This window comes from Rhizobium sp. PK7-22, assembly GCF_056530405.1.
In genome coordinates this window covers 1,947,365-1,959,227 of sequence record NZ_CP096514.1, presented here as the reverse complement: position 1 = coordinate 1,959,227, position 11,863 = coordinate 1,947,365, and the positions used below count along the sequence as shown (strand labels likewise).

11 protein-coding genes are annotated in these 11,863 nt (G+C 64.7%); 9 read left to right on the top strand and 2 right to left on the bottom strand.

Translation table 11 applies throughout. From position 1 onward, the window contains the following. Positions 1–77 precede the first annotated feature (77 nt). The 7 genes from M1E10_RS14275 to cimA all read left to right on the top strand — a co-directional run bounded on the left by M1E10_RS14275 (position 78) and on the right by cimA (position 7,329). Entirely contained in the window at positions 78–818 is a 741-nt protein-coding gene (locus M1E10_RS14275; RefSeq protein ID WP_499177089.1) for a Rossmann-fold NAD(P)-binding domain-containing protein, read from the top strand. A 206-nt stretch (positions 819–1,024) separates the two neighbouring features. After that, positions 1,025–2,509, top strand: a complete 1,485-nt coding sequence (gene cysS / locus M1E10_RS14270; RefSeq protein ID WP_499177088.1) for a cysteine--tRNA ligase — start codon at positions 1,025–1,027, stop codon at positions 2,507–2,509. A 502-nt stretch (positions 2,510–3,011) separates the two neighbouring features. After that, positions 3,012–3,374 (top strand): endonuclease domain-containing protein, encoded by a 363-nt coding sequence (locus M1E10_RS14265; protein WP_499177087.1) that lies wholly within the window; start codon positions 3,012–3,014, stop codon positions 3,372–3,374. A gap of 2 nt (positions 3,375–3,376) precedes the next feature. Further along, the gene (locus M1E10_RS14260) at positions 3,377–3,862 is read left to right on the top strand and encodes a GFA family protein (RefSeq protein WP_499177086.1); all 486 of its coding nucleotides are present in this window, start codon (positions 3,377–3,379) and stop codon (positions 3,860–3,862) included. A gap of 133 nt (positions 3,863–3,995) precedes the next feature. Continuing rightward, positions 3,996–4,472, top strand: a complete 477-nt coding sequence (locus M1E10_RS14255; RefSeq protein WP_499177085.1) for a GFA family protein — start codon at positions 3,996–3,998, stop codon at positions 4,470–4,472. Next, complete coding sequence (gene pip / locus M1E10_RS14250) at positions 4,462–5,421, top strand: alpha/beta hydrolase family protein (RefSeq protein ID WP_499177084.1); 960 nt, start codon at positions 4,462–4,464, stop codon at positions 5,419–5,421. Before M1E10_RS14255 ends, pip begins: the two co-directional genes overlap by 11 nt. Before the next feature lie 291 nt (positions 5,422–5,712). Beyond that, on the top strand, positions 5,713–7,329 hold the full coding sequence (cimA, locus tag M1E10_RS14245; RefSeq protein ID WP_499177083.1) for a (R)-citramalate synthase: 1,617 nt from the start codon (positions 5,713–5,715) through the stop codon (positions 7,327–7,329). Here the strand turns inward: cimA and M1E10_RS14240 are convergent, their stop codons facing one another. Continuing rightward, positions 7,330–8,211, bottom strand: a complete 882-nt coding sequence (locus M1E10_RS14240) for a protein-L-isoaspartate O-methyltransferase family protein (RefSeq protein WP_499177082.1) — start codon at positions 8,209–8,211, stop codon at positions 7,330–7,332. Positions 8,212–8,350: 139 nt separating this feature from the next. Here M1E10_RS14240 and rarD point away from each other — a divergent pair, with 139 nt between their 5' ends. Then, the gene (gene rarD, locus M1E10_RS14235) at positions 8,351–9,262 is read left to right on the top strand and encodes an EamA family transporter (protein WP_499177081.1); all 912 of its coding nucleotides are present in this window, start codon (positions 8,351–8,353) and stop codon (positions 9,260–9,262) included. 18 nt (positions 9,263–9,280) lie between these two features. Here the strand turns inward: rarD and M1E10_RS14230 are convergent, their stop codons facing one another. Then, positions 9,281–9,892, bottom strand: a complete 612-nt coding sequence (locus M1E10_RS14230; protein ID WP_499177080.1) for an LOG family protein — start codon at positions 9,890–9,892, stop codon at positions 9,281–9,283. Between the two features lie 166 nt (positions 9,893–10,058). Between M1E10_RS14230 and M1E10_RS14225 the strand changes: the two genes are divergently transcribed. Further along, the gene (locus tag M1E10_RS14225; protein ID WP_499177079.1) at positions 10,059–11,765 is read left to right on the top strand and encodes an Ig-like domain-containing protein; all 1,707 of its coding nucleotides are present in this window, start codon (positions 10,059–10,061) and stop codon (positions 11,763–11,765) included. Positions 11,766–11,863: the final 98 nt, after the last annotated feature.

The following is an 11,863-nucleotide window of genomic DNA, read 5'->3' as shown; positions in this document are numbered from 1 at the left end:
CATCCCGGCTGAAACGCTCTAGAAGGTCGCGGCGACGCGGCCTTCTTCCGCGTCGGAAGGCAGGACGGAGCGGGCAGATGGACATCAATCTCAAGGACAGGATCGCGCTGGTCACCGGCGCATCGCGCGGTATCGGCTATTTCACGGCGCTGGAGCTTGCCAAGGCCGGCGCCCATGTGGTCGCCTGCGCGCGTACCGTCGGCGGGCTCGAGGATCTCGACGACGCCATTCAGGCGGCGGGCGGTTTGGCGACGCTGGTGCCCTTCGACCTCACCGACATGACCGCGATCGACCGTCTCGGCGCCTCCATTCACGAGCGCTGGGGCAAGCTCGACATCCTGGTCGCCAATGCCGGCATCCTCGGTGTCATCTCGCCGGTCGGCCATATCGAGGCGAAGGTCTTCGAGAAGGTGATGCTGACGAATGTCACCGCCACCTGGCGGCTGATCCGCTCGGTCGAGCCGCTGCTCCTGAAATCGGACGCCGGTCGTGCGCTCATCCTCTCCTCCGGTGCCGCCCACAAGTGCCGGCCGTTCTGGGGCGCCTACTCCGCCTCCAAGGCCGCCGTCGAGGCGCTGGCCCGCACCTGGGCCGCCGAGCAGCAGCGCAAGCCGCTGCGCGTCAATGCCATCGACCCCGGCGCCACCCGCACAGCCATGCGCGCCCAGGCGATGCCCGGCGAAGACCCGACGACGCTGCCGCATCCCTCCGAGGTGGCCAAGGCCATCCTGCACCTGGCGTCCCCGGAGATGACAGAGACCGGCCGGCTGTTCGTCGTGCGCGACAACAGGTTCGTCGATTACCGGATGCCGGAATAAGGCATCACGGCAGCCTGCGGGCTTCTCCTGCGGGCTTGACCGGCTGCCTCCGCCGCGCCATAACTTGCCGCATGAAAACGGCGATTTCCATCTGCGGGATCATTATTCGCTAGCGCATCCGCTGGCCTGGCCGTTCTCGTCTTTCGAAAATCCTTGAAGACAAACGTCCCGGTCCCGCCGGCCGCTTGCCTTGGGAGAATTTTTCGATGAGCACCACGCTCAAGCTCTACAATACCTTGACCCGCGAGAAGGCCGAATTCGAGCCGATCGATGCAGAGAACGTGCGCCTCTATGTCTGCGGCCCGACGGTCTACGACTATGCGCATATCGGCAACGCTCGCCCGGTCATCGTCTTCGACGTGCTCTTCCGGCTGCTGCGCCACATCCATGGGCCCGAGCACGTCACCTATGTCCGCAACATCACCGACGTCGACGACAAGATCAACGCCCGGGCGCTGCGCGACTTCGGTGCCGGCATCGCCGACGGGTCGATGTCGCTGAACGAGGCGATCCGGGCCGTGACCGGCAAGACGGAGAGCCAGTTTCATGAGGATGTCGCCGCACTCGGCTGCTTGACGCCGACCGTCGAGCCGCGCGCGACCGACAACATCGACCAGATGGCCGTGATCATCCAGCGCCTGCTCGACCAGGGCCACGCCTATGTGGCGCAAGGTTCGGAAGGGCGCGAGGTGCTGTTTTCCACCGCCTCGATGGCGGATTACGGCATGCTGTCAAAGCGCCGGCTGGAGGACCAGCAGGCCGGCGCCCGCGTCGCGGTGGAAGGCCACAAGATGAACCCGGCCGATTTCGTGCTGTGGAAGCAGTCGGCCGACACCGAGCCCGGCTGGCCGGCGAGCTTCACCTTCGAGGGAGAGAGCATCGCCATCTACGGCCGTCCCGGCTGGCACATCGAATGCTCGGCCATGGCCGACCGCTATCTCTGGGAAGAGATCCAGGACCGGCTGTCGCCGAAGGCCAAAGCCCGGCCGCACCAGTTCGACATTCACGGCGGCGGGCTCGACCTGATCTTCCCGCACCACGAGAACGAGATCGCCCAGTCCTGCTGCGCCTTCGACACCGACATCATGGCGAGCGTCTGGATGCACAACGGCTTCGTGCAGGTCGAGGGCCGCAAGATGTCGAAGTCGGACGGCAATTTCGTCACCATCCATGACCTGCTGCATACGGAGACCTTCGGCGGTCGCAAGTGGCCGGGCGAGGTGCTGCGGCTGGCGATGCTGATGACGCACTACCGCGAGCCGATCGATTTTTCGGTGAAGCGGCTGGAGGAGGCCGAGCGGCTGATCGCCAAATGGCCGGCGATCGAGGCTGTCGCGGGTGAACCCGATCCCGCCGTGCTCGCGGCCCTTTCCGACGACATGAACACCGTCGCTGCGGTGCAGGCGCTGCATGCGCTTGCCCAGGCGGCCAACGCCGATCCGACGAAGCTTTCCGCCTTCGCCGCGAGCGCCGCCCTCCTCGGGATCTTGCCGAAGAAAGCGGAAGTCGACGGTGCGGTTGCATCGGCGGTGGAAACCCTCGTGCAGTTGCGCCTCGAGATGCTGAAGGCGAAGAATTTCGCGGAAGCCGACAAGATCCGCGACGATCTAGCTACCAAGGGCATCCAGCTGAAGGACGGCAAGGATCCGGCCACTGGCGAGCGGGTCACGGCCTGGGAGGTGAAGCGGTAGGATGGTTTGGGCTGCGGCGTGGCTTCCCCCCCTCTGCCCTGCCGGGCATCTCCCCCACAAGGGGGGAGATCGACGTGCGGCATGCTCCCTGCGATACGGTGGGCGTAGCCAGAAGCAGCTGACTCCAGTTATTTCGTCGCAGAATACGCACAGGTCTTGTCCGACAGCAGTGGCGGCAATTTCCGCTCTGGATGAAGCCCGGCGAGCCGGCTACTCTCCGATCTCCCCCCTTGTGGGGGAGATGCCCGGCAGGGCAGAGGGGGGTGGTCGCGGCGAACTTCAGGCGAGCGAGGAGCATGTCCCGCCCGCACGACACCCGCCGTCCAAATTGTTCGCCACCGCCTGCAACACAAAACGCTCGCAATCCGCTAGCCATCCGGCAATCTCCCCTCTGGATGAAGCCCGGCGAGGTCGCTACTCTCCGATCTCCCCCCTTGTGGGGGAGATGCCCGGCAGGGCAGAGGGGGGTGAGCCCACGCTCCCTACGTCGAAGGAGCATGCCATGCCACATGCCCCTGTTCCTCCAGTACGACGCGCCAATGCGAAACGCATGCGCAAGACCATGACCGATGCCGAGCTGAAGCTCTGGAACGCCATCCGCGCGCACCGGCTGATGGGCCTCGGCTTCCGCCGGCAGGTGCCGATCGCCGGTTACATCGTCGATTTTACCTGCCCGACCCACAATCTGATCGTCGAGGTCGACGGCTGGCAACATGCCAACGACGAGGATCTTCGCTACGACGCCGCCCGGACGCTGCGTCTCGAACAGGACGGCTGGACGGTGTTGCGGTTCTGGAACGACGAGGTGCTGAAGGACATCGACGATGTCTGCCTGCATATTTTGAAAATCGCTGGGGAGGCTTGAGCATGACCGAGATCCACACCGGGGGGTGCCAGTGCGGCGCCATCCGCTTTCGCATCACCGGCGCATTGACCGACAGTTCGATCTGTCATTGCCGGATGTGCCAGAAGGCTTTCGGAGCCTATTATGCGCCGCTGGTGAATACGCGCGGCGCGGAGCTCGTCTGGACGCGCGGGGCGCGCAAGCATTTCCAGTCGTCGAACCATGTCCGGCGCGGCTTCTGCGACAATTGCGGCACGCCGCTGACCTATGAGGCGGCGGATGGCATCGCGATCGCAGCCGGTGCCTTCGACGATCCGGCCAGCGTGCCGCCACGCATCCAGTTCGGGGTGGAGGGCAAGCTGCCCTTCGTCGACCGCCTGCATGCGCTTCCGGCGCGCGACACCATGGAGGATATCGCGGAGGCGCCATTCCTGGCAGACATCGTCTCCTACCAGCATCCCGACCATGACACTGACAAGTGGGACACCGGCAGCTGGCCCAAGGAGTAAGGACGATGACGCAGGACCCGAACCTGAAGATGCCGAAGTGGCTGCTCTACGGGCTGATCACCAAGGGGCTCGTCGTCGTGCTGGTCACCGCTGCCGTTGTGGCTTACGCATTCCTGGGCTGAGGAGAGACCACGTGGAGGGATCATTTACAGGCGGATGCCAGTGCGGCGCAGTGCGGTTTCGCGCCGAAAAGCTCGGCCGGCCGTCGATCTGCCATTGCCGCATGTGCCAGAAGGCCTTCGGCGGGCTGTTCGGGGCGCTGGTGACGGCCGACCAGGCGCATCTGACCTGGACGCGCGGGCAGCCCACCCTGTTCCGGTCCTCGGCCAAGGTGAAGCGCGGCTTCTGCGCCAGATGCGGCACGCCGCTGACCTACCACCACCCCGGCGGCGTGGAGCTTTCCATCGGCGCCTTCGACCAGCCGGAACGGCTGGAGCCGCAGGTGCAGGTCAACCACGACAAGCGCCTGCCATGGATCGACCAGCTGTTTACAAAGCCCGCCGTCAGCACACCGGAGATGGAGGCCCATTTCGCCTCCGTCGTCTCCTATCAGCATCCCGATCACGACACGGCCGCCTGGCCGCCGGAGGACGACAACGATGACCCATGACCTGCGCGGCTTCTATCCCGAGATCGAACCCTACGAGAGCGGTCATCTCGATGTCGGCGACGGGCACCGGATCTACTGGGAGCGCGTTGGCACGAAGGGCGCCAAGCCTGCCGTCTTCGTTCATGGCGGTCCCGGCGGCGGCTTTGGGCCCGGCAACCGGCGGCTGTTCGACCCGGCGCTCTACGACGTGCTGCTGTTCGATCAGCGCGGCTGCGGCAAGTCCACGCCCTATGCCTCGCTGGAGGCCAATACCACCTGGCACCTTGTCGCCGACATGGAGCGGCTGCGGGAGATGATGGGGGTTGAGACCTGGCAGGTGTTCGGCGGCTCCTGGGGCTCGACGCTGGGGCTCGCCTATGCGCAGACGCATCCGGAGCGGGTCTCGGAGCTTTTGCTGCGCGGCATCTACACGCTGACGCGCGCAGAGCTGCTCTGGTACTATCAGTTCGGCGTCTCGGAGATGTTTCCCGATAAGTGGGAGCGCTTCATCGCGCCCATTCCGGAGGCCGAACGCGGCGACCTGATGGCCGCCTACCGCAAGTACCTGACCGGCGACGACGATGCGAAGAAGCGCGAATGCGCCGTCGCCTGGAGCACCTGGGAGGGCGAGACGATCACGCTCCTGCCGAACCCCGATTATTCGGCACATTTCCACGACCCCGACTATGCGCTCGCCTTCGCCCGCATCGAGAACCACTACTTCATCCACGCCGGCTGGCTGGAGGAAGGGCAGCTCTTGCGCGACGCGCACAAGCTGAAGGACATTCCGGGCGTCATCATCCATGGCCGCTACGACATGCCCTGCCCGCTCAAATATGCCTGGCAGCTCGCCAAGGCCTGGCTGAAGGCGGACTTCCACATCATCGAGGGTGCCGGCCACGCCTACCTGGAGCCCGGCATCCTCGACCAGTTGATCCGGGCGACCGACCGCTTTGCGGGGAAGATCTGATATGTGTGCCGCCGTTTACCCCCCTCTGCCCTGCCGGCGTTCGTCTCTGCAATCGATCCACTGGATCGATTGCTCCGCTGCGCGGACCGTTCCTCACCCCCCTCGAAGGGGGAGATCGAATCGCGGGAACCTATTGCCCGACATCACAGGTTGGTCGTCCCGGCAAGCGATCAAAAGAGACCGAGCGAGTGCGTCTTGCCGATCTCCCCACCTGAGGGGGAGATGCCCGGCAGGGCAGAGGGGGGCGCCCACGCTCCGACATAAGAGGGTGTCAGGGAGGGCACAGCAACCATGACACGCGAACGCATCACCCTCTTCGACACGACGCTGCGCGACGGACAGCAGACGCCGGGCGTCGACTTCTCGGTCGAGGACAAGATCGCCATCTCCGGCATGCTGGACGGCTTCGGCTTCGATTATGTCGAGGGCGGATATCCGGGCGCCAATCCGACCGACACCGCCTTCTTCGCCGAGAAGCGCACCACCAGAGCCGGCTTCGTCGCCTTCGGCATGACCAAGCGCGCCGGCATCTCGGCCTCCAACGATCCGGGTCTGGCAACGCTCCTGCAGGCGAAGAGCGATGCGATCTGCTTCGTCGCCAAAAGCTGGGATTATCACGTCGAAGTGGCGCTCGGCTGCACGAACGAGGAGAACCTCCAGTCGATCCGCGAGAGCGTCGAGGCCGCGCGCGCCGCGGGCAAGGAGGCGCTGGTCGACTGCGAGCATTTCTTCGACGGCTACAAGGCCAATCCCGATTATGCGCTCGCCTGCGCCCGCGCCGCGCATGAGGCCGGCGCCCGCTGGGTCGTGCTCTGCGACACGAATGGCGGCACGCAGCCGGCGGAGATCCGCGACATCGTCGGCGCGGTGATTGCGGCCGGCATTCCAGGCACCTCGCTCGGCATCCATGCCCATGACGACACGGGACAGGCGGTCGCCAATTCGCTGGTCGCCGTCGAGGCGGGCTGTCGCCAGATCCAGGGTACGCTGAACGGCATCGGCGAGCGCTGCGGCAACGCCAACCTGGTGACGCTGATCGCGACGCTGTCGCTCAAGGAGGCCTATGCCAGCCGTTTCGAGACAGGCATCGACGCCGAGGGCTTAAGCGGGCTGACCTCGCTCTCGCATGCCTTCGACGAGCTGTTGAACCGCTCCCCCAACCATCAGGCGCCCTATGTCGGGGCATCGGCCTTTGCCACCAAGGCCGGCATCCATGCCTCGGCGCTCCTGAAGGACCCGCGGACCTATGAGCATGTGCCGCCGGAAAGTGTGGGCAATTTCCGCAAGGTCATGGTCTCCGACCAGGGCGGCAAGTCGAATTTCATCAACGCCCTGAAACGGCGCGGCATCACGGTTGGCAAGGACGATCCGAAGCTCGACCGGCTGATCTCCATCGTCAAGGACCGCGAGTCGACCGGCTATGCCTACGAGGGCGCGGACGCGAGCTTCGAGCTTCTGGCGCATCGCACGCTCGGCACCATTCCCGACTTCTTCACCGTCGACAGCTTCCGGGTGATGGTGGAGCGACGCTTCGATTCCAACGGCCGCATCAAGACGGTCTCGGAAGCGGTGGTGAAGCTCGATGTCGATGGCGAACAGGTGATGTCAGTGGCGGAGGGTGATGGCCCGGTCAACGCGCTCGATCTCGCGCTGCGCAAGGACCTCGGCAAGTATCAGGCGGAGATTGCCGATCTGGTGCTGGCCGACTTCAAGGTGCGTATCCTGAATGGCGGCACCGCCGCAATCACCCGGGTGCTGATCGAATCCAGCGACGGTGACGGCAGCCGCTGGTGGACGGTCGGCGTCTCGGAAAACATCATCGATGCATCATTCCAGGCGCTGATCGATTCGATCGTCTACAAGCTGATGAAGAACCGCGAGCTGGCGGGGAAGATCGCGGCGGAGTAGTCACAGCTCCGCCTTCGACAGCCCCCAGTCCGGCTCGGAATACCATTCCTGCTCCCCCTCCTGCGCCTCCCGGCGCCAGCGGAGCTGCCGGACCTCATGGGCGGTCCGCCGCCGGAAGACCGCCTCCAGACCCTTCTGGCGACCAGGCGGCGCCGGCTCCTGCCCTTCTGCCCAGATGAAGGAGACCGGCTGCAGGAAGCGGGCGCCATATCCGCGGTCCCGCCGGTCGATCAGCAGGAAGCCCGCCATCCGCGAAACGCCGAGCGGCTTGCCGGCATCGTCCAGAGCCGGCACACCCAGTGGGAAGAGAAGCCGGCCGCCCGGCGCCAGGTTGTCGATCCAGGCGGCCGGCGGATGATCCAGCGCGAAGTTGGCGTAGATGACGTCCACCTCATGATCGGGGAGCCGCGTCGCGTCGCCCTCCACCACCTCGACACGGGCGTAGCCACGGAGGTTTTCGCGGGCCCGGGCCGCGAGCACTGGATCGTATTCGACGGCGAGGACATGGCCGGAGGGGCCGACGAGTTCCGCGAGGACGGCGCTGTAATAGCCGGTGCCGGCGCCAAGGTGGGCGACGCCTTCGCCAGGTCGGATCTGCAGCTGGTTCAGGGACGCGGCATGGAGCGAGGGAACGCCGTTGTTGACGTGGCGGGTGGGGTCGAGCGCCACCAGCATGTCCTGGTAGAGAACCATGGGATCATTGGAGGCGAGCTCCCGGTAGCGTGAGAAATCATTGTAGAACCATGGCGGTGGCCCGAGGAAATCCTCGCGGGCAATCCCGGCGAAGGCGGCCAGCAGGGCGGGATCGTCGGTGACGCCGGCTTTCGCCAGGACATGCCGGGCGAACATTTGGCGATGGATCGGCTGGTCTTCGATGCTCATCCTGCCCCCATAGCCGTCGCTGCATTGCCTGCGGATGAATTCATGACCGCGATCAACGCTTCACGCAAATGAATTGGTTCACTGTGCGGCATGGGAGTAGAGCGGGCGATAATCAGAACAAACAATTGGAAACACCCCGATGGCCACCAGTGACGCGCCCGTTCCGGCGAAGAACGAGGATTCGCCGCGCGGCTTCGCCTTTGCCCTGACCGCCTATTTCCTTTGGGGCTTCCTGCCGATCTACATGAAGGCCGTGTCCCACATGTCGCCCTTCGAGGTGCTGGCGCATCGCGTCGTCTGGTCGGTGCCGATCGCCGGACTGGTAATCTTCCTCTTGCGCCGAACCCAGGATCTCAAGGTCGCCTTCCGGTCGCCGCGCATCCTCATGATGGCCGGCCTCACCGCGGCGCTGATTACGGTCAACTGGGGGATCTATGTCTGGGCAATCTCCGTCGACCGTGCCCTCGATACGGCGCTCGGCTATTTCATCAACCCGCTCTTCAGCATATTCTTGGCCGCGGTACTGCTCAAGGAACGCCTGCAGCCGGTCCAGCTGGTGGCGATCGCGCTCGTCGTCGTCGCCGTCGCGATCCTCACCTTCGACGCCGGCGGGCTGCCTTGGGTCTCGCTGGCACTGACCTTCAGCTGGGGGTTCTACGCCTTCTTCCGCAAGACTCTGCCGGTAGGACCGAACCAGGGCTTCTTCCTGGAGGTGCTGATCCTCAGCCCGCCGGCGCTCCTCTACATCCTGTATTCGGAAGCCACAGGCACGGGCCACCTCTTCAACGGCAGCCTGTCGGACACGCTGCTGCTGATCGGCAGCGGCATCATCACGGCCGGACCGCTGATGATCTACGCCAATGGCGCCAAGCTACTGCGGCTGTCGACGATCGGCATCATGCAATATGTGGCACCGACGATGATCTTCCTGATCGCGGTCTTCGTCTTCCACGAGCCGCTCGGCACGGTGAAGCTTTCCGCCTTCGTGCTGATCTGGGTCGCTCTGGGCATCTACAGCTGGGCGCTTCTGCGCGGAAGCCGGGAGAAATAGAACCGGCTTGACGCCCGATCAAAGGCGGGAGATCACATTCTCCTGCCCCAGCGGTGGGGTGCGTCCTTCGCTGCGATCGAGGATGGCAGGTACGATGTCTCCGACTTCGTCGATCACCATGGGCTGAACGAGGTGCGCCCGGTGAATGAAGCCCTGCTCGCGCATGTGCTCGATCAGATCGAGCATCGGGTTCCAGAAGCCGCCGATATTGGCGAAAACCATCGGTTTTTCATGGCGGCCGAGCTGTCCCCAGGTCATGATCTCGACGATCTCCTCCAGGGTGCCGATGCCGCCCGGAAGCGTCACGAAGGCGTCGGAGCGCTCGAACATGGCGTGCTTGCGCGCATGCATGTCCTCGGTCACGATCAGCTCGTCGAGTTTGGCCAGCGAGTTGCGGGTGGCTTCCATGTCGACGAGGAATTCCGGAATGATTCCCGTCACCTGACCGCCGTTTTCCAGAACGCCGGCAGCCACCGCGCCCATGATGCCCTTGGTGCCGCCGCCATAAACCAGACGCAGTCCGTGCGCGGCGATCGATTTTCCGAGCGCACGGCCGGCGGCGATATAGGCAGGGTCGCGGCCCGGCTGGGAACCGCAATAGACGCAGATGGACTGAATGGGCACTATCAACTCCAGGAGATTTCGCTGAGGACGAGCCGCGGCAAACGACTCCACGTCAAAGTGACGGGAAACAGCCGGGACAGCAAGCTTAGATAGTCCGAAAAGCTTGTGAAGCCAGTGGGAAAGAGGTAATTCGGATAGACAGACGGAAATATCCGTCCGGAGATTTATAGACATGAGAAACCGCGCCGGCTGGCTGGCATTTGTTGTCCTCGTTGCTGCGACCCTGCTGATGGTCTTCTTCGTTCTGCCTCGCATCTCCAGCGATGGCGAGCGGATCAGCGATGCCGTGAACCAGGCAGGCCAGACGGTGAAGGAAGCTGTGACCGAGGAAGCGCTGTCCGTGAACCCGCCGGCGGAACCCTCCTCGAGCGTTGCCACGGCGCCGGACACTGCGGCCGCAGACATCAGTCAGCCAACAGCCGCGTCTGTCACACCGGCCTTCGACGTTTTGCGCGTCGAGCCGGACGGTTCCACGGTCATTGCCGGACGGGCAGAGCCCGGTGCGACGATCGAAGTCAACGGCGGCGCCGCGGCCATCGCCAGCACCAAGGTGGGACCCAGCGGCGATTTCGTCATTGCACTGGATGAGCCGCTGCCGGCTGGGGACTATCAGTTGACCCTGAAGGCGACGACCCCGGACGGTCGGATCGTGACCTCCGACGAAACCGCCACGGTTTCCGTTCCGAGCAACGCCGGTGGCAAGCTGCTGGCGATGGTCACGAAGCCCGGCAAGGCCAGCCGACTGGTCAGCGTTCCGGCCGCAGATACGGCAACCACAGCCCTCCAGGCGCAGACGCCCGTCGAGACGGATGGCGCAATTGCGGCCGGCGATGCGCCAGTGCTTCCGGCGATGCCGGATGCAGCATCCGATCTCGTTGCCTCGGCACCGCCGGCTGCGACCATGCAGACGCCGACCGAACCTTCGCAGCCCTCCGCAGAATTGCTGGTGACGGCCGTCGAGATCGAAGGCAACCGCATCTTCATTGCCGGCATTGCACCTGTTGGCGCCTCCCTGCTCGGGTTTGCGGGGGAGCAGCCGGTCGGTCGCTCCAAGTCCGGTGCCGACGGTCACTTCGTCATCGAGGGCACGGTCGATCTTGCGGTCGGCCAGCATGTGATTGCCGTCGAGATGCTCGACAGCAACGGCAAGACCGCGCTTCGCGTGGACGTTCCCTTCAACCGCCCGGCAGGCGAGCAGGTTGCGGCCGTTGCCGGTCAGCAGGGTCCAGGCTTGATTGCGCCCATCGACGGCGGCGCCTTCGACAAGCTTCGCAACGATACCGCTCGTGCCTTCGGCCTTCTTCGGGATCTCTACAAGGACGGTGGCGAGCCCACCCCGGAAGAACTGGCGGCTGCCCGCTCCGCGACCAGCATCGCATTGAGTTCGCTGTCGGAGTACCGACTGCCTGCGGGCACCACTGCCGCGGTTCAGGATATCGCCGAAAAGACGTCCAGGCAGGCTGCCGAGGCGCTGGAGGCCATCAAGAAGCTTCCGGAGGATCCGAAGGCTGTCGGTCAGGATCTGGAAAGCGTCGCCTCCATCATCGAGCGCGCTGTCGGCCCGGCGATCGCGGAAGACACCTCCGTTCATGACGATGCCACCCTGCAGACTGCCGAAGATGCTCCAAGGACCATCTCTCAGACGCCTCTGACACAAAGCAGCAACTCGGTGATCATCCGTCGCGGAGACACGCTCTGGCAGATTTCCCGCCGCCTCTACGGCCAGGGCGTCCGCTACACGACAATCTACCTCGCCAATCAGGACAAGATCACCGATCCGGACCTGATCGAGCCCGGGCAGATCTTCGGCGTACCAGGCGAGGCGCGGCCGGACTCCGAAGAATTGCACCGCAAGCGCCTCCAGAAGCTGATTCGCTAGAGGCTGGCCGCCGCACCCCCGCCCCGGAAGGTGCAGCAGGTGCCAGTCTCGGTGCGACCCCTCTTACACCTCCGTCTTTGCCCGGAATCGTTGCAAGA

What these genes read in the sequence shown, in the direction of transcription:
- M1E10_RS14225 (WP_499177079.1), top strand. Translation starts at nt 10,059, where the DNA reads ATGAGAAACCGCGCCGGCTGGCTGGCATTTGTTGTCCTCGTTGCTGCG.
- pip (WP_499177084.1), top strand. Translation starts at nt 4,462, where the DNA reads ATGACCCATGACCTGCGCGGCTTCTATCCCGAGATCGAACCCTACGAG.
- rarD (WP_499177081.1), top strand. Translation starts at nt 8,351, where the DNA reads ATGGCCACCAGTGACGCGCCCGTTCCGGCGAAGAACGAGGATTCGCCG.
- cysS (WP_499177088.1), top strand. Translation starts at nt 1,025, where the DNA reads ATGAGCACCACGCTCAAGCTCTACAATACCTTGACCCGCGAGAAGGCC.
- cimA (WP_499177083.1), top strand. Translation starts at nt 5,713, where the DNA reads ATGACACGCGAACGCATCACCCTCTTCGACACGACGCTGCGCGACGGA.
- M1E10_RS14260 (WP_499177086.1), top strand. Translation starts at nt 3,377, where the DNA reads ATGACCGAGATCCACACCGGGGGGTGCCAGTGCGGCGCCATCCGCTTT.
- M1E10_RS14275 (WP_499177089.1), top strand. Translation starts at nt 78, where the DNA reads ATGGACATCAATCTCAAGGACAGGATCGCGCTGGTCACCGGCGCATCG.
- M1E10_RS14265 (WP_499177087.1), top strand. Translation starts at nt 3,012, where the DNA reads ATGCCACATGCCCCTGTTCCTCCAGTACGACGCGCCAATGCGAAACGC.
- M1E10_RS14240 (WP_499177082.1), bottom strand. Translation starts at nt 8,211, where the DNA reads ATGAGCATCGAAGACCAGCCGATCCATCGCCAAATGTTCGCCCGGCAT.